Origin of the sequence: Streptomyces sp. DT190 (assembly GCF_049846985.1) — a bacterium.
In the GTDB taxonomy this organism is placed as follows: domain Bacteria; phylum Actinomycetota; class Actinomycetes; order Streptomycetales; family Streptomycetaceae; genus Streptomyces.
On sequence record NZ_JBNCNM010000002.1, the window covers coordinates 464,487 to 483,264 of the forward strand.

An 18,778-nucleotide genomic window follows, 5' to 3' on the forward strand; every position below is an offset into this window, starting at 1 on the left:
GGAAAGGGACCGGGAGTTGACTCCCGGTCCCTTTCGCGCGCCTTGGGCGGTTTCGTCCACCCTCCCGCCGATGACCGTGTGGTGCAGGGCACTTGAAGATGATTCCGCAGAGTCTTCACAACTACTGCGGAGCGTGGTGTTGCCATCTCGTTAAGTGGTTCCGCTTGACGCTGGGGGGCGCGTCCGCGTTGTCTTTTCAGACACATGGGCCGCAATGCTGTGCCCACGTCCGAATCACACGCGAAGTGAGCCCCCGTATGCGTCGTCGTATCGCCATATCCGTGGCCGCCGCCACGATCTCCCTCACGCTCGCCGGCTGCGGCGTGCTCAACGCGACCGGGAGCAGTGACGACGCGAGCCCGACCAAGGGCAACGACATCACGGTGGGCCTGCTGCTGCCGGAGAAGGCCAACACGCGCTACGAGAACTTCGACTACCCGATCATCAAGCGGAAGGTCGAGTCCCTCACCAACGACAAGGGCCGCGTCGAGTACGCCAACGCCGAGGCGGACGCCGGCAAGCAGGCGAGCCAGATGCAGCAGATGATCGACGACCGGGTCGACGTGATCCTGCTGGACGCGGTCGACTCGCACGCCATCGCCGGCAGCGTGAAGAAGGCCAAGGAGGCCGGCATCCCGGTCATCGCCTACGACCGGCTGGCCGAGGGCCCGATCGAGGCGTACATCTCCTTCGACAACGAGCTGGTCGGCGAGGTCCAGGGACGCACCCTGCTGGAGGCCATCGGCGAGGACGCCGGCCTCACCGACAAGATCGTCATGATGAACGGCTCGCCGACGGACCCCAACGCCAAGCAGTTCAAGGCCGGGGCGATGTCCGAGCTGAACGGCAAGGTGACGATCGCCCAGTCCTTCGACACCGCGGACTGGAAGCCGGAGAACGCCGAGGCCAACATGGCCCAGGCCATCGCGAAGATCGGCAAGGACAACATCAAGGCCGTCTACTCGGCCAACGACGGCATGGCCGGCGGCATCGTCAAGGCCCTGGAGGCCGCGGGCGTGACCGACCTGCCGCCGATCACCGGCCAGGACGCGGAACTGGCCGCCGTGCAGCGGATCCTCGCCGGCAAGCAGTACATGAGCGTCTACAAGTCGTACCCGCAGGAGGCGGAGAACGCCGCGGAGATGGCCGTCGCCAAGGTCCAGGGCCGCGACATCCAGTTCGCCGCCCTCACCCGCGACAAGGTCGACAGCCCCACACACAAGGGCATCCCGGCCCAGCTCGTCCCGGTGGTCGCGCTGACCAAGAAGAACATCGAGGACACGGTCGTCGCCGACGACATCTACAAGGTGTCGGACATCTGCACCGCCCCGTACAAGGCGGCGTGCGAGGCGGCGGGCCTCAACTAGCCGGTTCCGGCGCCCGCGGGGCGCGGGTCCGCCCCGGCCGCCCCGCCAGGGTGATCGCCCGGAGCAGCCACTCGGCGGGCCCGTGCCGGAAGCGCCGCAGCAGCGCCGTGCCGAGGGCGAGCTGGAACGCGTAGACGGCGACCGCGAGCAGCAGCACGGCGGCCGCGCCCAGGCGGCCGTACAGGGACAGGCCGTACGCCGACGCCAGGCACATCACGAGCAGGGACTGCCCGAGGTAGTGCGTGAGCGCCAGGCGGCCCGCCGGGACGAACACCAGCCGCACCCGCCCGCCCCACGGCGAGTCCAGCAGGAGCAGCAGCAGGCACGCGTAGGCGGCCGACAGGGCCGGGGCCGTCAGGGTGCCCACGCCGATGCCCAGGAGGTGCCAGCGGTCGTCCAGCGGCCCCTGGGCGGCGGAGGCGAAGAAGACGGCCCCCGGGACGCCGACGGCCAGTCCCACGGCCGCGGTCCGCCGCAGCCGGGCGCGGTCCACCCCGCCGGGCGCGAGCAGCCGTCTCTTGCCCGCCGCCAGGCCGAGGAGGAAGGCCGCGAGCACGCCCGGGGCCATCAGGAGCGCGGCGGCGAGGGTGAGCGGCAGCCGGTCCAGGTTCTCGCGCACGACGGAGCCGACGGTGCCGCGGTAGGCGGCCACGGCCCGGTCGATCGCCCCGTGCGGGACGGGTTCCTGTTCGTCCACCGCCGTGGCGAGGGTCCCCAGCCCGACGAGGACGGTCGCGAACACCCCGTAGATCCACCCGGCGGCCTTCACGGCCGTGGCCGGGGCGATCCGGCGCGCCGCCGGCAGGACGAGGCCGAGCAGGCCGTAGGCCATCAGGATGTCGCCGGTGTACAGCAGGACGGCGTGCGCCAGGCCGAGGAGCACCAGGCCGAGGGACCGGCGCAGGAACCGCGCGGTCGGGTTCCCGCCGTCCCGCTCGGCGGAGGCCGTCTGCAGGGTGAAGCTGTAGCCGAACAGGAACGAGAAGAGCAGGTAGAACTTGCTCGACGCCAGCGCCGTCACCAGCCAGACGGCGACGTGGTCCACGGGTGCCGCGTCCGGGTCGCGGAACCCCTCCGCCTCGTAAGGGCTCATCATCTGCGCGCTGTTGACCACCAGGATGCCCAGCAGGGCGAAGCCCCGCAGCGCGTCGACGGCGGGCAGGCGCCGCGGGTCCACCCGTCCCCCCGGGTCGTTCATCTCTCCCCCTCACCGGGCAGCGGGCCCGGTCCCGGCCCGTGATCACAAAAGGTCGCACATCGACCGCCGGCCCGGCACCCCCCGCACGCGCCAACCGGCCAGGTGGGAGCGAGCGGAATCACGGACCGAACGGCGCAAAAGGGAACTCCGGCCCCCGGGAGCCGTGTTGCGGAGCAGGTCCGGGCCGCGCATAGTTGCGCTGCGGACACGGCGGAACCGGGGGTGGGATGGGCGATGGCCGGGCACGGGGCGGAGGAGCATCCTCACGGTGCCGACCGGCTGTGCGAGGCCGGGGATCGCGTGTATTCCCGGGCCGTACGGCGGGGCCGGGTGCCGCGCCGGGACGCCGAGCCGGTGCCCTGCCTGCTGGAACTCGCCCTGCTGCACCCGGATCCGGACGACATGGACTGGCTGGTGCCGACCTCGCCGCAGGAGGTCATGACCCGGCTGCTGCGCGGGATGTACGACGAGGTCAGCGCGAGCCAGCGGCGGGTGGGCTCGGCCGTGGCCGCAGTCGAGTGGTACGCCGGGCTGGGCCGTCAGGTGCAGCCGGCCGCTGCCGCCGCCGAGGGCCCGGCGATCCGCGTCCTCGACGGACTCGCCCGGATCCAGGCCGCGATGGACGAGGCGACGCAGGCGTGCACCACCGAGGTGCTGACGGTGCAGCCCGGCGGCATCCGCCGGGAGGCGGAGCTGTCCGAGGGCCTGCACCGGGCGCTCGCGCTGCGCGGCCGCGGGGTGCGGATGCGGGACCTGTACACCCATGTCGCCCGGCACGGGCAGGGGTTGCTCACCTATCTGGAGCTGATGGGCACCGCGGTCGAGGCGCGCACGCTGGACGAGGTGATCGACCGGCTGATCCTGTTCGACCGGACGGTGGCGTTCATCCCGGCCAACACCGACCGGACGATGGCGCTGGAGCTGCGGCATCCGGCGCTGATCGAGTACCTGGTCACGGTCTTCGAGCGGCTGTGGCGCCTGGCGATCCCCCTGACGGCCCCGCTGCCCGACACGGGCATCGAGGGCATCTCCCACCGGGAGCAGTCCATCGCGGCCCTGCTTGCCGAGGGGCACCAGGACGCGGTGATCGCGGAGCGGCTGGGGATCAGCGTGCGGACGTGCCGGGCGCACATCGCGCGGCTGTCGGAGACGCTGGGGGCGGCGAGCCGTACGCAGCTGGGCGTGCGCATCGCCCAGGCGGGTCTGGACGGACCGCCCCGGTCCGGCGCGGCCCGGCCGGTCGGTCTTCCCGGCCGGGAATCCCGGACCGCCCGATGAGGCACCCGAGCTGAGCCCTCGTCCTCCCGCAGGGCACGCTCGTACGACTCCGCGCCGGCGGGGCACAGTTCTTCCGGGGCGTGCGGGCGGTGCGGCGCCGAAGTCGCCCGGGGCTTCCTCCTGTTCAGTGGTCCTGCTGCAGGATCCCCGACTGCGCGATGAGGTAGCCGAGCTGGGCCCGGCTGCCGCTGCCCAGGGCCGAAGCCAGCTTGGCTATGTGGGCCCGGCAGGTACGGACGTTCATGCCGAGGCGGCGGGCGATGGCCTCGTCCACGTGGCCCTCCACCAGGAGCTTGGCGATGGAGTGCTGGATCTCGGTGATGCCGCCGGACGCCGCCTCGTAGGGCGCGCCGGTGCTCATCGGCACCGCGCGGTCCCAGAGGTACTCGAAGACCTTGATGAGGTAGCGCACCAGCCCGGGGTGGCGCAGTTCCAGGGCGACCTGCTGGTCGTCGCGTGCGGGGATGAAGGCGACCGCCTCGTCGCAGATGATCAGGCGCTCGACCAGTTCGTCGATGGTGCGGTACTCCACCTTCCCCTCGGAGAGCCGGGCCACATAGGCCAGTTTCTCGGGGTTGTACCGAGCGGTGTGCTGGTACAGACTCCGGACCTTGACGCCACGCTCGATCAGGGGCTTGTCCCGTTCGAGGCTGCGCAGCAGGCTGCTCTCGGAGACACGGTCGCTGGGCTGCACCGTCAGGAGCTCGGCCTGGCACTGGGCGGTGGCCAGGTTGAGCGCGGCGTTGATGCGTTCACCGCCCTCGAGGACCGTGATGGAGTCGCTGGACGCCGTGTGGGTACCCATGGCCATGAACGGCTGGAAGGTCTCCGCCAGGTTCACGGCCTGGCGCCTGCGCTCGGCGATCTCGCTCTCCAGCGGACCGAGCTGCCGGGACAGGGCGATGACCGGCGGCACCGGACGCAGCCAGTCGGGGTCGTCCGGGTCGGGGTGGAGGAGGTCGAATTCCACCAGGCAGGGCGCCGACGCCACTTCCGCTCGTGCGATACGTCCGGTACGCAGAGCGGCGGCATACAGACGGCCGCCCTCCTCGCACCACTGGGTCATCGCATGGGGATGTGTCTCACTTGTCGGATTCGTTGCCAAATCTCCACCCCCCAGGGTCCTGAACATGCAGGAACATGATGCATCGATTGTGTGGCCATGACGTGCCCGAATGAGCCATCGTCGTACTCGACGGGGGAAAAGGGGACCTTCAAGTGAGGACGAAGCCGACTATGCGTAACAAAATGCTTCGCTCGGTGCTTGTCGCCGCCTTCTCCGCCGTCGCAGCGCTCGTTGCACTGAGCGGCTTCTCCGATGAGGAGAGCGGAACTCGGGCGAACACGCAGTGGCCGGCGGTGGCTGTGAACGCGGCAGTCGCTGACAACACCCAGTGGCCGACCCCCGGGGCAGACGGGGCGGGGAGCTGACCGTGACCACTCCACCCGACGACCGCTCCTTCCGACGTGAGATGGCCACCGCCTACCGCTCCGGCTGGCACTTCATCGACCTGGTCACCGCCATCCCCCACAGCGGTGACTCGCTGATGGTGACCGTGTTCGGTGAGCCGGTCGTCGTCACGCGGGACGAGGACGGAGACGTACGGGCGTACCGGTGTCTGCGGCGGCCTCGGGGGGCGCCGCAGCCAGTGCGATGTGCCGTACGGTACGGAATGATCTTTGTGAACCTGGATCAACGGGACCACCAGCAGGTGGAGGCCGACGCGCCTGTCCCGCGGACCATCTCTGCCACCCCCCGCAGTGCCTGACGCGATTCCCCCGTCGTAACAGATCGCTCAGGTGCTTCCCCCCGCAGCGGCGTCACCGTGACCTGAACACGGTGACGCCGCTGCAGTTTGTGGGGACATGTCCGGGCATCCGTCCGCTTCCCCTGTGGCTGGAACCGGTCGATCACCGGTGTGGATTTTCACTTCGGTCAACCGCGCCCCAGCGCGCGCGTCAGCTCGATCTCGATCACCACACGCGACGGATTCGGTGCCGGGGTCCGCTCGTAGCGCTCCGCGTAGCGGCGCTCCGCCTCCGCCACCCGCTCCGGTTCGGCGCGCACGAAGGCCCGCCCCTCCAGCGTCGCCCAGCGCCGGCCCGCCACCTGGCAGACGGCGACCGCCGCCCCTTCCTCGCCTGCGGCCAGCACGTGCCGCACCTTCGCGCTCGTCCTGTTCGTGATCACCCGTGCGAGCCGGACCGCGGGATCGTAGGTCACCCCGACGGGGACCACGTGCGGGGTGCCGTCCGGGCGGAGCGTCGTCAGGGTGCACAGGTGCCGTTCCCGCCAGAAGTCGAGATACGACGGGTCCGGGGCACCCGGGTCGACGGAGTAGTCGTTCGCCATGGCCCGGAACTTAACTCCCGCACGCTCCCCGAAACGGCCTTGAGTGGACTAGACTCAACTTTGTGTACGTCGATCGGGTCAGTGCAAGGAGGAGAACGCGAACGTGGACGCCGAGCTGACCAACCGGAGCCGGGACGCGATCAACGCTGCCAGCAACCGGGCCGTGACCGAGGGACACCCCGACCTCACCCCCGCCCACCTGCTCCTCGCACTGCTCCAGGGGCAGGACAACGAGAACATCACCGACCTGCTCGCCGCGGTCGACGCCGACCAGGCCGCCGTGCGCTCCGGCGCCGAGCGCGTGCTCGCCGGGCTGCCCAGCGTGACCGGGTCGACCGTGGCGCCGCCCCAGCCCAACCGCGAGATGCTCGCCGTCGTCGCCGACGCGCAGGCCCGCGCCAAGGACCTCGGCGACGAGTACCTCTCCACGGAGCATCTGCTCATCGGCATCGCCGCCAAGGGCGGCGCGGCCGGCGAGGTGCTCTCCCGGCAGGGCGCCGACGCCAAGAAGCTCCAGGCCGCCTTCCAGAAGACGCGAGGACAGCGCCGCGTGACCACCGCCGACCCCGAGGGCCAGTACAAGGCCCTGGAGAAGTTCGGGACCGACTTCACCGCCGCCGCCCGCGAGGGCAAGCTCGACCCGGTCATCGGCCGGGACCAGGAGATCCGGCGCGTGGTGCAGGTGCTGTCCCGCCGCACCAAGAACAACCCCGTGCTGATCGGCGAGCCCGGCGTCGGCAAGACCGCCGTCGTCGAAGGGCTCGCCCAGCGGATCGTCAAGGGCGACGTGCCCGAGTCCCTCAAGGACAAGCGGCTCGTCGCGCTCGACCTCGGCGCCATGGTCGCCGGGGCCAAGTACCGCGGCGAGTTCGAGGAGCGCCTGAAGACCGTCCTGGCCGAGATCAAGGACTCCGACGGCCAGATCATCACCTTCATCGACGAGCTGCACACCGTCGTGGGCGCCGGGGCCGGCGGCGACTCCGCCATGGACGCCGGCAACATGCTCAAGCCCATGCTGGCCCGCGGCGAGCTGCGCATGGTCGGTGCCACCACCCTCGACGAGTACCGCGAGCGGATCGAGAAGGACCCCGCCCTGGAGCGGCGCTTCCAGCAGGTGCTGGTCGCCGAGCCGTCCGTCGAGGACTCCATCGCGATCCTGCGCGGACTCAAGGGCCGCTACGAGGCCCACCACAAGGTGCAGATCGCCGACAGCGCCCTGGTCGCCGCCGCCACCCTGTCCGACCGGTACATCACCTCCCGCTTCCTGCCCGACAAGGCCATCGACCTCGTCGACGAGGCCGCCTCCCGGCTGCGCATGGAGATCGACTCCTCGCCCGTCGAGATCGACGAACTCCAGCGCGCCGTCGACCGGCTGAAGATGGAGGAGCTGGCGATCGGCAAGGAGACCGACGCGGCCTCCCGCGAGCGCCTGGAGAAGCTGCGCCGCGACCTCGCCGACAAGGAGGAGGAGCTGCGCGGCCTGACCGCCCGCTGGGAGAAGGAGAAGCAGTCCCTCAACCGCGTCGGCGAGCTGAAGGAACGCCTCGACGAGGTGCGCGGCCAGGCCGAACGCGCCCAGCGCGACGGCGACTTCGACACCGCCTCCAAGCTGCTCTACGGCGAGATCCCCGCCCTGGAGAAGGAGCTGGAGGCCGCCTCCGAGGCAGAAGAAGAGGTCGCCAAGGACACCATGGTCAAGGAGGAGGTCGGCGCCGACGACATCGCCGACGTCGTCGCCTCCTGGACCGGCATCCCGGCCGGGCGGCTGCTGGAGGGCGAGACGCAGAAGCTGCTGCGCATGGAGGACGAGCTCGGCAAGCGCCTCATCGGCCAGACCGAGGCGGTGCGCGCGGTGAGCGACGCCGTACGCCGCTCCCGCGCCGGGATCGCCGACCCCGACCGGCCCACCGGGTCCTTCCTCTTCCTCGGCCCGACGGGCGTCGGCAAGACCGAACTCGCCAAGGCCCTGGCCGACTTCCTCTTCGACGACGAGCGGGCCATGGTCCGCATCGACATGTCGGAGTACAGCGAGAAGCACAGCGTGGCCCGCCTGGTCGGCGCCCCGCCCGGATACGTCGGCTACGAGGAGGGCGGCCAGCTCACCGAGGCCGTGCGCAGGCGGCCGTACTCCGTCGTCCTGCTGGACGAGGTCGAGAAGGCCCACCCCGAGGTCTTCGACATCCTGCTGCAGGTGCTCGACGACGGGCGCCTCACCGACGGGCAGGGCCGCACGGTCGACTTCCGCAACACCATCCTCGTCCTGACGTCGAACCTGGGCAGCCAGTTCCTGGTCGACCCGATCACCAGCGAGGCGGAGAAGAAGGAACAGGTCCTGGAGGTCGTCCGCAGCTCCTTCAAGCCGGAGTTCCTCAACCGCCTGGACGACCTGGTCGTCTTCGCCGCGCTGACCAAGCCGGAGCTGGAGCGCATCGCCAAGCTCCAGCTGGACCGCCTGGCCAAGCGGCTCGCCGAGCGGCGCCTGAGCCTCGACATCACACCGGAGGCCCTGGCCTGGCTCGCCGAGGAGGGCCTGGACCCGGCCTACGGGGCGCGGCCGCTGCGGCGGCTCGTGCAGTCGGCCATCGGCGACCGGCTCGCCAAGGAGATCCTCTCCGGGGAGATCAAGGACGGCGACACCGTCCGGGTGGACCGCTTCGAGGACGGGCTCCTGGTGGGACCGGCCACGGGCGGGACGCGGTAGGCCGGCGGGACGTCACATCGTGAACGCCGAGAAGCGCACCCGCGCGGTCTCGGCGTTCCCGTCCTCCACCCGCACCTGCACGACGTGGGCCCGGGCCGACGCGGGCAGGCCGTCCTGGTGGGTCACGTCCAGGCAGAGCGCCCCGCAGGAGCCGCCGCCGGTGCGGGGCCGCGGGGCGTGCGGGTAGGCCGACCTCAGCCAGCCGGCCACGTCCTCGCGGGGCATCAGCAGCACCGCCGAGTACGCCGTGTCGATGCCCCGCTGCACCGTGCAGTCGCGCAGGTCCGCGCCCGCCGGGGCCCGGGCGCCGCCGAAGGCCAGCGCCTCGGCGCACACGTCCTGCTGCGCGGCCCCGGCATCCGGATCGTGCCGGTCGTCCGGAGCCCACATGAACAGGCCCGGAACGAGGAACCCGAGTACGAGCACCGGCACCGCCAGGAACGGCACGGTCAGCCCCCACCGGGTGTGCCCTCGGTCCGTCGCCGCCATGGCCCTCGCCCCCTCGTCCGTCGCTGGGGGAGACGGGCTGCGGCACCCGGAGGTTGCGGTTGACCGGATCGTGTCAGCCGTGGGCTGACAGGGTCTGTCGGGGCTTGCCACCCCCCTCCCCGCATGGGGGAGGATGGCGGAATCCGTACGAAGGGAAATTCACGGTGACCATCGACCCGTCCTCGATTCCGAACTTCGGGGGCCAGCCCGAGCCGCAGCCCCAAGGACCGGCGGGCCCCGTCGTCCCGGATCAGGACCTCGTGAAGCAGCTCCTCGACCAGATGGAGCTCAAGTACGTCGTCGACGACGAGGGTGACCTCGCGGCGCCGTGGGAGCAGTTCCGCACCTACTTCATGTTCCGTGGAGAGGGAGACCAGCAGGTCTTCTCCGTGCGGACGTTCTACGACCGGCCCCACGAGATCGAGGCCAAGCCGCAGATCCTGGAGTCCATCGACGACTGGAACCGCCGCACCCTGTGGCCCAAGGTCTACAGCCACACCCACGACGACGGCACGGTCCGCCTCATCGGCGAGGCCCAGATGCTGATCGGCATGGGCGTGAGCCTGGAGCACTTCGTCTCCTCGACGGTCAGCTGGGTGCGCGCCGCGATCGAGTTCGACAAGTGGCTCGTCGAGCAGCTCGGTCTGGAGCAGGAGGTCAACGAGGCGGAGAAGCCCGAGGACGACGAGGAGTAGCCCTCCGGCTGTCTCTCACGGCGCGTCGGCGCGTACGCACACGGTGCGCGCCGTACGCGCCGTCTGTCTTCTCATCCCGGTCGCCCGCCGCCCGCGCGTCAGCCGCCGGCGAGCCCCTTGAGCCGCCGCACCGCCTCCTGGAGCACCTCCGTCCGCTTGCAGAACGCGAACCGCACGTACGGCGCGCCCTGGTCGCGGTGGTCGTAGAAGACCGCGTTGGGGATGGCGACGACACCGGCGCGCTCCGGCAGGGCGCGGCAGAAGGCGAAGCCGTCGCTCTCGCCGAGGGGACTGACGTCGGTGGTGACGAAGTAGGTGCCCGAGGGGCGGAAGACCCGGAAGCCGGCCTCCTCCAGCCCCGCCGCCAGCAGGTTCCGCTTGGCCAGCAGGTCGTCGCGGAAGTCCGCGAAGTACGACTCGGGCAGCGCGAGCGCCTCGGCGACCGCGTACTGGAACGGGCCCGCCGAGACGTACGTCAGGTACTGCTTCGCCGAGCGGACCGCCGTGACCAGGGCCGGGGCGGCCGTCACCCAGCCGACCTTCCAGCCCGTGAACGAGAACGTCTTGCCGGCGGACGAGATCGTCACCGTGCGCTCGCGCATCCCGGGGAACGTCGCCAGCGGCACGTGCTCGGCGTCGTCGAACACCAGGTGCTCGTACACCTCGTCCGTCACCACCAGCAGGTCCCGCTCCACCGCCAGCTCGGCGATCGCGGCCAGCTCCTCGCGGGTGAGGACCGTGCCGGTCGGGTTGTGCGGGGTGTTGATCAGCAGCAGGCGGGTGCGGTCGGTGACGGAGTCGCGCAGCTCGTCGAGGTCGAGGCGGAAGCGGCCCTCCCCGGTGTCCGCCCGCAGGGTGACCGGCACCCGGCGCCCGCCGGCCATGGCGATGCACGCCGCGTAGGAGTCGTAGTACGGCTCGAAGGCGATCACCTCGTCACCGGGTTCCACCAGAGCCAGCAGAGCGGCGGCGATGGCCTCCGTGGCGCCGGCGGTGACCAGGACCTCCGTGTCGGGGTCGTAGGACAGGCCGTAGCGGCGCTGCTGGTGGGCGGTGACCGCGGTGCGCAGCTCGGGGACGCCGGGGCCCGGCGGGTACTGGTTGCCGAGGCCGTCGCGCAGCGCCCGCACGGCCGCCTCCCTGACCTCCTCGGGGCCGTCGGTGTCGGGGAAGCCCTGCCCGAGGTTGATGGCCCCGGTGCTCAGGGCCAGGGCCGACATCTCGGCGAAGATCGTCGTCCCGAACTCGGCGAGCCGGCGGTTGAGGAGGGGGCGCGCACTGGAGGTCATGCCGGTCATCCTGCGCCGAAGCTCTGGAGTTCCTCAACTCTGCTTTGGCGCGCGTGGCGGGAGGGCATCTCCCGGTCACGCAAGAGCGAGGCGCCCACGGGGGGCCGCTTCGGGGGAAACGGAAGGAGGGTGGCGCCATGATCGTCGGCATCATCCTGGCGGTGATCGGGGTCCTCTTCGTGGGGGCTCTGGTGTCTCTCGCCCGCAGGGGCGGTTCACGCCGTCCGGCGCGGACGGCCGGCCGCGGGGCGGCGGCGTCCACCGGAACGCGTCACGACAGCGGCAGCAGCGGCAGCTGGTGGGCCGGGGGAGACTCCGGTTCGTCCGGCGGCGACAGCCACCACGGGGGAAGCTCCTGCGGCGGCGGCAGCTCGTCCTGCGGAGGCGGGTCGTCCTGCGGCGGGGGCGGTGGAGGTGGCTGCGGCGGCGGAGGCAGCTGACTGAGGTCGGCCGCTTGCCCGACGGGGAAGCCGCAACCACCGAGCGCGGGGTCCGCACCTGGGGCGGGCCCCGCGTTTTCCGCGTCCGGGGCGTGAGCTCCTGTGCCGGGGGCGCGGTCCTCACGTTCCGGGGTCGGGGTTCGCGTTTCTCGCGCTCCGGGGTCGGGGTTCGCGTTCCTCGGGCTCTGCTGCCGGGGTTGCGTGGCGCGGTGCCGGGGTCTCGCGACGCCGTGCCGGGGTCCTGGTCCTCCGCTCCGGGTTCCCGGACGGAGGAGCCGTCGTACGGATGTCGGGTGTCTTCGGGCGGATCCTGGCAACTTCGCATGCCTGTAGGACAAGACAGCCCCGAACGCGCCCCGTCCCGGCGTGACTGCGGCAACTGCGCCCGTCAACAGGTGCATTTCGCGGGCCGGCCGCGCGCCCCCGGCGTCGGCTCGGCCCGGTGCCGGGCGTGAGGGGAGGCGCACCGGCGCACGCCTCCCCGGCACCGGCGCACGCCGTAGTTGAACAGTTGAGCTGTGGAGCCCTCTGAGGGATGGAAACCCACCGAACTTGGGTAAAAACGCTGTGGGGGCGCCGCGGTTCATGATTCCCTTCCCTCACCAACGCAGCCTCTCGGACGTCCTGCGGACACCTCCCCGAAACCGGCCGACCGGGTTTACCCGGGCCGAATCACCCGGTGCGACCGGGGCGCGGCGGACCCACCTCCCTCTCCTTGTGTGCTTGCGGAGCCGATCCATGCTCACGACCCTGAACACCTCCTACACCGATACCCGCGCGGCCGATCTCGCCTGGGCCCTGGGGCGCGAGCCGCTTCCCGCACTGGCCACACTCGACCTCGAACTGACCGGCGCGCGCCTGCAGTTGCGCCTGCTCGGGGCGTCCCACCAGGTCCTGCTGGAGGAGGAGCGGGGCATCTGCTCGGAGACGGTGGCGTGCATCCCGGGCAGCAGCACCCCGCTGCCGCTCGGCGTCGCCAAGCGGATGGGCGACTGGGAGTACGAGTTCGCGGCCCGCGTCGAGGTTCTCTCGCCCGGCTCCTTCGCGGGCCGCGCCCAGGAGTTGCTCGCCCTGGTCTCCGACCACCCGCACGGCCTCGCCGGTGTCTTCCCCGGCAACCCGCACGCCTTCACGGCCCTGCTCGCCCAGCACCACGAGGGGCAGGTGCACTGGCGGACCTGGCACGCGTATCCGCAGGACGGGCAGTTGGTGGCGACCCGGACGAAGGTGGGCGTGCGGGTCCCCGCGGCGGCCTCGGCCAACTGAACGGGCCTCGCGGGCAAGCGGTTTCGGTGCCGAACCCGATCTCGTACCGGGATCGCCCCGGGGTAAACCAGCACCACACGTGTGGGTGACGTACCGCGGTCGGGGCGTGACGTAACGTCGCAGGGTGATCGAGCCGCACGCGCCCGCCCCGCCCGGTTCCCCGCCGCACCGGAGCGCGCGGGGCGGCCCCGGTGGCCCGGCGCGACTGCCCGTCCGGCCCGGCACCGGGCGGTTCCTGGTCCTCGCGGGCGTGTTCGTCTGCGCGGCCTGCGGACTCGTGTACGAACTGGAACTCGTCGCGCTGGCCTCGTACTTGATGGGCGACTCGGTCACCCAGGCGTCCGTCGTGCTGTCCGTCATGGTCTTCGCGATGGGACTGGGCTCCCTCGCCGCCAAGCGGCTGCGCCCGCGCGCCGCCGCCGGCTTCGGCGCGGTCGAGGCCACCCTCGCCCTGGTCGGCGGGTGCAGCGCGATGGCCCTGTACGCCGTCTTCGCCTGGACCGGCGACTGGGGCGGCATGTGGGCCGACGGGCCGCGCTGGGTCCTGGTCGCCTTCTCCCTCGCCACCGGACTGCTCATCGGGGCCGAGGTGCCGCTGCTGATGGAGCTGATCCAGCGCATCCGCCGCCAGGACGCCGGCGGCGCCGTGGCCGACCTGTTCGCCGCGGACTACGTCGGCGCGCTGGTCGGCGGACTCGCCTTCCCCTTCCTGCTGCTGCCCCTGTTCGGCCAGTTGACGGGCGCGCTGCTCACCGGCGCGGTCAACGCGGTCGTCGGCTGCGCGCTGGTGCTGGGACTGTTCCACCGTGACCTGACCCGGCGGGCCCGCCGGCTGCTGCTGCTCGGCAACGCGCTCGTGCTGGCGATCCTCGCCTCGGCCGCCGTCCTCGTCGACGACTTCGAACGGGCCGCGCGGGACGCCGTGTACGGCGGGGGCGTGCGGGTGGCCCTCAAGAGCGACGTGCAGGAGGTCGTCCTCAAGGGGGGCACCGAGGGCCGGCCGCTGGACCTGTTCCTGGACGGGCGGCTGCGGGTCAGCGGGCGGGACGAGCGGCGCTACCACGAGGCCCTGGTCCACCCCGCCATGACCGGCCCGCACGCGCGCGTGCTGATCCTCGGCGGCGGGGACGGACTGGCGGCCCGCGAGGTGCTGCGCCATCCCGGGGTGGACCGGGTCGACGTCGTCGAACTGGACGCGGAGGTCGTCCGGCTCGCCCGCACCGACCCGGGCCTGTCCGCGCTGAACGAGCACGCGTTCGGCGACCCGCGCGTGCACGTGACGACCGGTGACGCCTTCGGCTGGCTGCGCGGCGCGCCCACGGCTGCGTACGACGTGGTCGTCTCGGACCTGCCCGACCCGGGGATCACGGCGAGCACCAAGCTGTACTCGCAGGAGTTCTACGGCCTGGCGCGGCGCGTGCTGGCCCCCGGCGGCCGGGTCGTGGTGCACGCCGGGCCGGTGGCGTCCAGCCCGCGCGTGTACTGGACGGTGGAGTCGACCCTGCGCGCCGCCGGCTTCGAGACCGCCCCGTACCGGGCCGGCGGGCGGCACGCCGGGTTCGCGGTCGGCCCGGACCGCACGCCCGCCGACCGCTCCCGCGCGTCCCGGGACTGGGGTCTCGTCCTGGCCGCGCACACGGAGCCGCGGCCCCGGCTCGACCCGGACGGGCCGCGCCCCCGCGTCCTGACGGACGCGTCCCTCGCGGCGGGGGAGCGGGTGGCGCGCCGGACACGGATCGCGGGGCTGCCGGCGTCGACGCTGGTGCATCCGCGGTACTGAGCCGGACCGGCTCCGGTGTGTCCGCGGGCCGCCGGAGGGTACGCCCGGCGCGGCCGGTGCGGAGGCGGTGCGGAGGCGGTGCGGAGGCGGTGCGGAGGCGGTGCGGAGGCGGTGCGGAGGCGGTGCGGAGGCGGTTCGGAGGCGGATCGGGGGGCAGATCGGGAGCGGATCGAGGGGTAATTCATCAGGCGCGGGTGCGATGCGGCCGCGGCTGGGTAGAGTCCGTCGACATGGAGCACGAGGTGTTCGTTCCGGTTCCGGCCGAGCGGCTCAGGGAGGTGCTGGACGACCCCGCGCGGGTCGCCCGGGCGGTGCCCGGGCTCCAGCAGGACGCCGGCGCCGAGCCCGTCGCCGGGCGGCTGAAGATCCGGGTCGGCAGCCACTCCGTCACCTACCGCGGTGCCGTCCGGGTGACCCGGCGGGACACCGGCGGCTACGGCGTCGAGGGGACGGCGGAGGAGTCGCGTGGCAGCGGCTCGGTCACGCTCGCGCTGGGGATCGTGCTGCGGGAGGCGGAGGACGGCTGCACGGTGGTGTTCGACGGGACGGCCACGGCGGACGGCCGGATCACGGACCTGCCGGCGGACGCGGTGGAGAGCGCCGTGACCCGGCTGCTGAACCGTTTCGCGGAACACCTCGCGCAGACGGCCCCCGAGCCGGGCACGCCCGCCGCCACCCAGGACTTCGAGCCCCGGGCCACGACGGACCACGAGACGGCTCCCGACGCCGACGACCCGCCGCCCCCGGCGCCCCCGGCGGCGACGGGAGGCCCGGCTGCCCCGGACGAGAAGGACGGCCCGACCACTGCCGACGCGGGCGCCGGTGCCGGCGGGACCGCTGCCGACGCGGGCGCCGACGCCGGCGCCGGGGGAAGCGGTGGTGGCGACCACGAGGACCGGTCCGCCGGCCCCGGCCCGGCGGACGACGCCCTCGACCCCGGTCCGGCGGAGGGGCGCCGGCCCGTCTTCGGCGCCGGGGCCCCGCGCTCCGCGCACGGCCCCGCGGACGCGGGTGACACGGGCGACGCGCACGACGTGGACGACACGGACGGCACGGACGGCACGGACGGCACGGACGACGAGGACATCGCCGAGGCGGCCCACGCCCGGCGGACCATGATCGGCCGCAGCGCCGAGGAGGTCGACCACGCCCCGCCCCGCGGTCGCTACGCGCCCGTGCCCGCGCCCCAGACCGTCTCGTCCCCGGCCCCGCTGCGCTGGGCCGCCCCCGCCGCCGCCCTCGCCGTGGCCTCGGCGATCGTCGCCGTACGGGCCCTGCGCCGGCGCCGCTGAGGCCGCCCGCCGCGGACACCGGACGGGCCGGTCGCCGAGGCCCTCTTGATCACCCCAGTAGGGTCGTCCCGTGAGTGACGAAGACATCACGCTGACCGCGGGCGACGCGGAGGTGACCGTGCAGCCGGGCAACGGCGGCCGGGTCGGAGGGCTGCGGATCGGCGGCGTGGAGCTGCTGCGCCAGGGCGAGCGGTTCGGCTGCTTCCCGATGGTGCCGTGGTGCGGACGGATCCGGGACGGCCGGTTCCTGGACGGCGCGGCGGTGCGGCAGATGCCCCTGAACGCCCCGCCCCACGCCATCCACGGCACCGTCCGGGACCACGCCTGGCGCACCGCCCGCACGAGCACCGACGAGGCCGTGATCACCTACGAGCTCGTCGACCCCTGGCCCTACCCCGCGCGCGTCAGCCAGATCGTCGCCCTCACCGGGGACAGCCTGACGCTGACCATGTCCGTCGAGACCTACGGTTCGTCCTTCCCTGCGCAGATCGGCTGGCACCCCTGGTTCAACCGGAACCTCGGCGGTGAGGACGTGACGCTCGCCTTCGACCCCGCCTGGCAGGAGGAGCGCGGCGACGACCACCTGCCCACCGGCAACCGTATCGACCCCAGGCCCGGCCCTTGGGACGACTGCTTCGGCATGCCCGGCGGCGTCGACGTGACCCTCACCTGGCCCGGGCAGCTGGAGCTGAAGGTGGCCAGCCGCGAGGAGTGGGTGGTCGTCTACGACGAGCAGGCCGAGGCCGTGTGCGTGGAGCCGCAGACCGGCCCGCCCAACGGCCTCAACACCCTGCCGCGCCTGGTCACGCCCCTGGAGCCGCTGGAGGCCACCACCACCTGGAGCTGGCGCCGCCTCTAAGCTGGGCGCCATGACGGACACACGCGGCGCGCTGCTGCAGCAGATCAAGGACAAGGCCGTGGTGCACGGCAAGGTGACCCTGTCGTCGGGCCTGGAGGCCGACTACTACGTCGATCTGCGGCGCATCACGCTCGACGGGGAGGCCGCCCCGCTGGTCGGGCAGGTGCTGCTCGACCTGACCGCGGACCTGGAGTTCGACGCCGTCGGCGGCCTCACCATGGGCGCCGACCCGGTCGCCGCCGCGATGCTGCACGCGGCCGCCGCGCGCGGCCGGCGCTTGGACGCGTTCGTCGTGCGCAAGGCCGCCAAGGCGCACGGGCTGCAGCGCCGCGTGGAGGGCCCGGACATCGCCGGCCGCCGTGTGCTGGTCGTCGAGGACACCTCCACCACCGGCGGTTCCCCGCTCACCGCCGTCGAGGCCGTGCGCGAGGCCGGGGCCGAGGTCGTCGCCGTCGCGACCATCGTCGACCGGGCGACCGGCGCCGCCGAGAAGATCCAGGAGGGGGCCGGGGTGCCGTACCTCTTCGCCTTCTCCAAGGACGAGCTGGGCCTCGACTGACCGGGACCTGACCAGGGCGTGGACGGTGGCCTGGACCTTCCGGCCGAGTCTGGAAAGATGGGGCCGACGATGACGTCGCACCCCAAGGTCTAGGTCAGGGCCGTTAGACACAGCAGTACGTCAACCCGCAGATACAAGGAGCGGACGCATGCCCATCGCAACTCCCGAGGTCTACAACGAGATGCTGGACCGGGCGAAGGCAGGAAAGTTCGCCTACCCGGCCATCAACGTGACCTCCACCCAGACCCTGCACGCGGCCCTGCGCGGTTTCGCTGAGGCGGAGAGCGACGGCATCGTCCAGATCTCCACGGGTGGCGCCGAGTTCCTGGGCGGTCAGTACAGCAAGGACATGGTGACCGGCGCGGTCGCCCTGGCCGAGTTCGCGCACATCGTCGCCGAGAAGTACCCGGTGAACATCGCGCTGCACACGGACCACTGCCCCAAGGACAAGCTCGACGGGTACGTACGCCCGCTGCTGGCCCTGTCCAGGAAGCGCGTCGACGCCGGTCTGTCCCCCCTGTTCCAGTCGCACATGTGGGACGGCTCCGCCGAGACCCTCGCCGACAACCTCTCCATCGCGCAGGAGCTGCTGGAGCAGGCCCGCGCCGCGAAGATCATCCTCGAGGTGGAGATCACCCCGACCGGTGGCGAGGAGGACGGCGTCTCCCACGAGATCAACGACTCCCTGTACACCACGGTCGACGACGCGATCCGCACCGCCGAGGCCCTCGGCCTGGGTGAGAAGGGCCGCTACCTGCTCGCCGCCTCCTTCGGCAACGTGCACGGCGTGTACAAGCCGGGCAACGTGGTGCTCCGCCCCGAGCTGCTGAAGGAGCTCAACGAGGGCGTGGCCGCCAAGTTCGGCAAGGGCTCGCCGTTCGACTTCGTCTTCCACGGCGGCTCCGGCTCCACGGAGGAGGAGATCCGCACCGCGCTGGAGAACGGCGTCGTGAAGATGAACATCGACACCGACACCCAGTACGCCTTCACCCGCCCGGTCGCGGACCACATGTTCCGCAACTACGACGGCGTGCTGAAGGTCGACGGCGAGGTCGGCAACAAGAAGACCTACGACCCGCGCACCTGGGGCAAGCTGGCGGAGGCCTCCATGGCCGCCCGCGTCGTCGAGGCCTGTGGCCACCTGCGCTCCACCGGCACGAAGATCAAGTAAGTCCGCCGCGCGTCGAGCCCGGCACCTGACCAGGTGCCGGG

Annotated in this window: 16 protein-coding genes; 11 read left to right on the plus strand and 5 right to left on the minus strand. The window is 72.2% G+C overall.

What is annotated here, in order from left to right:
• Window positions 1-257 precede the first annotated feature (257 nt).
• Window positions 258-1,367, plus strand: coding sequence for a substrate-binding domain-containing protein (locus ACPXCS_RS05590; protein WP_425943955.1), 1,110 nt, complete (start codon window positions 258-260; stop codon window positions 1,365-1,367).
• On the opposite strand, the gene ACPXCS_RS05595 is transcribed toward ACPXCS_RS05590, so the two are convergent.
• The gene (locus ACPXCS_RS05595; RefSeq protein WP_425943953.1) at window positions 1,360-2,565 is read right to left on the minus strand and encodes a DUF418 domain-containing protein; all 1,206 of its coding nucleotides are present in this window, start codon (window positions 2,563-2,565) and stop codon (window positions 1,360-1,362) included. The genes ACPXCS_RS05590 and ACPXCS_RS05595 overlap by 8 nt on opposite strands.
• Before the next feature lie 234 nt (window positions 2,566-2,799).
• Between ACPXCS_RS05595 and ACPXCS_RS05600 the strand changes: the two genes are divergently transcribed.
• Window positions 2,800-3,843 carry a LuxR C-terminal-related transcriptional regulator gene (locus ACPXCS_RS05600; RefSeq protein ID WP_425943951.1) on the plus strand — a complete coding sequence of 348 codons (1,044 nt, stop codon included), beginning with the start codon at window positions 2,800-2,802 and terminating at the stop codon, window positions 3,841-3,843.
• Window positions 3,844-3,967: 124 nt separating this feature from the next.
• On the opposite strand, the gene ACPXCS_RS05605 is transcribed toward ACPXCS_RS05600, so the two are convergent.
• Entirely contained in the window at window positions 3,968-4,909 is a 942-nt protein-coding gene (locus ACPXCS_RS05605; protein WP_425943949.1) for a helix-turn-helix transcriptional regulator, read from the minus strand.
• Between the two features lie 367 nt (window positions 4,910-5,276).
• On the opposite strand from ACPXCS_RS05605, the gene ACPXCS_RS05610 reads away from it, so the two are divergent.
• On the plus strand, window positions 5,277-5,612 hold the full coding sequence (locus tag ACPXCS_RS05610) for a hypothetical protein (RefSeq protein WP_376326699.1): 336 nt from the start codon (window positions 5,277-5,279) through the stop codon (window positions 5,610-5,612).
• A gap of 167 nt (window positions 5,613-5,779) precedes the next feature.
• On the opposite strand, the gene ACPXCS_RS05615 is transcribed toward ACPXCS_RS05610, so the two are convergent.
• Window positions 5,780-6,196 (minus strand): pyridoxamine 5'-phosphate oxidase family protein, encoded by a 417-nt coding sequence (locus tag ACPXCS_RS05615; RefSeq protein WP_425943947.1) that lies wholly within the window; start codon window positions 6,194-6,196, stop codon window positions 5,780-5,782.
• A gap of 103 nt (window positions 6,197-6,299) precedes the next feature.
• On the opposite strand from ACPXCS_RS05615, the gene clpB reads away from it, so the two are divergent.
• Window positions 6,300-8,897: an ATP-dependent chaperone ClpB gene (gene clpB, locus ACPXCS_RS05620; RefSeq protein WP_425943945.1), complete on the plus strand. Its 2,598-nt coding sequence runs from the start codon at window positions 6,300-6,302 to the stop codon at window positions 8,895-8,897.
• Window positions 8,898-8,909: 12 nt separating this feature from the next.
• Here the strand turns inward: clpB and ACPXCS_RS05625 are convergent, their stop codons facing one another.
• A complete protein-coding gene (locus tag ACPXCS_RS05625; RefSeq protein WP_425943943.1) occupies window positions 8,910-9,386 on the minus strand; it encodes a hypothetical protein in 477 nt (158 codons plus the stop codon).
• A 164-nt stretch (window positions 9,387-9,550) separates the two neighbouring features.
• Between ACPXCS_RS05625 and ACPXCS_RS05630 the strand changes: the two genes are divergently transcribed.
• The gene (locus ACPXCS_RS05630) at window positions 9,551-10,081 is read left to right on the plus strand and encodes a YbjN domain-containing protein (RefSeq protein ID WP_425943941.1); all 531 of its coding nucleotides are present in this window, start codon (window positions 9,551-9,553) and stop codon (window positions 10,079-10,081) included.
• Between the two features lie 98 nt (window positions 10,082-10,179).
• On the opposite strand, the gene ACPXCS_RS05635 is transcribed toward ACPXCS_RS05630, so the two are convergent.
• Window positions 10,180-11,379, minus strand: a complete 1,200-nt coding sequence (locus ACPXCS_RS05635) for a pyridoxal phosphate-dependent aminotransferase (RefSeq protein WP_425943939.1) — start codon at window positions 11,377-11,379, stop codon at window positions 10,180-10,182.
• A 1,169-nt stretch (window positions 11,380-12,548) separates the two neighbouring features.
• Between ACPXCS_RS05635 and ACPXCS_RS05640 the strand changes: the two genes are divergently transcribed.
• From ACPXCS_RS05640 to fbaA, 6 genes are all read left to right on the plus strand, one after another.
• Window positions 12,549-13,076: a DUF2617 family protein gene (locus tag ACPXCS_RS05640; protein ID WP_425943937.1), complete on the plus strand. Its 528-nt coding sequence runs from the start codon at window positions 12,549-12,551 to the stop codon at window positions 13,074-13,076.
• Between the two features lie 124 nt (window positions 13,077-13,200).
• A complete protein-coding gene (locus ACPXCS_RS05645; RefSeq protein ID WP_425943935.1) occupies window positions 13,201-14,856 on the plus strand; it encodes a polyamine aminopropyltransferase in 1,656 nt (551 codons plus the stop codon).
• Between the two features lie 230 nt (window positions 14,857-15,086).
• On the plus strand, window positions 15,087-16,148 hold the full coding sequence (locus ACPXCS_RS05650; RefSeq protein WP_425943933.1) for an SRPBCC domain-containing protein: 1,062 nt from the start codon (window positions 15,087-15,089) through the stop codon (window positions 16,146-16,148).
• A gap of 70 nt (window positions 16,149-16,218) precedes the next feature.
• A complete protein-coding gene (locus ACPXCS_RS05655; protein ID WP_425943931.1) occupies window positions 16,219-17,007 on the plus strand; it encodes an aldose 1-epimerase in 789 nt (262 codons plus the stop codon).
• A 10-nt stretch (window positions 17,008-17,017) separates the two neighbouring features.
• Window positions 17,018-17,566, plus strand: a complete 549-nt coding sequence (gene pyrE / locus ACPXCS_RS05660) for an orotate phosphoribosyltransferase (protein WP_193500873.1) — start codon at window positions 17,018-17,020, stop codon at window positions 17,564-17,566.
• Between the two features lie 148 nt (window positions 17,567-17,714).
• Window positions 17,715-18,737, plus strand: a complete 1,023-nt coding sequence (gene fbaA / locus ACPXCS_RS05665) for a class II fructose-bisphosphate aldolase (RefSeq protein ID WP_425943928.1) — start codon at window positions 17,715-17,717, stop codon at window positions 18,735-18,737.
• Window positions 18,738-18,778: the final 41 nt, after the last annotated feature.

Coding starts and splice junctions, on each gene's coding strand:
- ACPXCS_RS05650 (WP_425943933.1), top strand. CDS start 15,087: ATGGAGCACGAGGTGTTCGTTCCGGTTCCGGCCGAGCGGCTCAGGGAG.
- ACPXCS_RS05635 (WP_425943939.1), bottom strand. CDS start 11,379: ATGACCGGCATGACCTCCAGTGCGCGCCCCCTCCTCAACCGCCGGCTC.
- ACPXCS_RS05595 (WP_425943953.1), bottom strand. CDS start 2,565: ATGAACGACCCGGGGGGACGGGTGGACCCGCGGCGCCTGCCCGCCGTC.
- ACPXCS_RS05615 (WP_425943947.1), bottom strand. CDS start 6,196: ATGGCGAACGACTACTCCGTCGACCCGGGTGCCCCGGACCCGTCGTAT.
- ACPXCS_RS05605 (WP_425943949.1), bottom strand. CDS start 4,909: ATGACCCAGTGGTGCGAGGAGGGCGGCCGTCTGTATGCCGCCGCTCTG.
- ACPXCS_RS05640 (WP_425943937.1), top strand. CDS start 12,549: ATGCTCACGACCCTGAACACCTCCTACACCGATACCCGCGCGGCCGAT.
- ACPXCS_RS05625 (WP_425943943.1), bottom strand. CDS start 9,386: ATGGCGGCGACGGACCGAGGGCACACCCGGTGGGGGCTGACCGTGCCG.
- fbaA (WP_425943928.1), top strand. CDS start 17,715: ATGCCCATCGCAACTCCCGAGGTCTACAACGAGATGCTGGACCGGGCG.
- pyrE (WP_193500873.1), top strand. CDS start 17,018: ATGACGGACACACGCGGCGCGCTGCTGCAGCAGATCAAGGACAAGGCC.
- ACPXCS_RS05600 (WP_425943951.1), top strand. CDS start 2,800: ATGGCCGGGCACGGGGCGGAGGAGCATCCTCACGGTGCCGACCGGCTG.
- ACPXCS_RS05590 (WP_425943955.1), top strand. CDS start 258: ATGCGTCGTCGTATCGCCATATCCGTGGCCGCCGCCACGATCTCCCTC.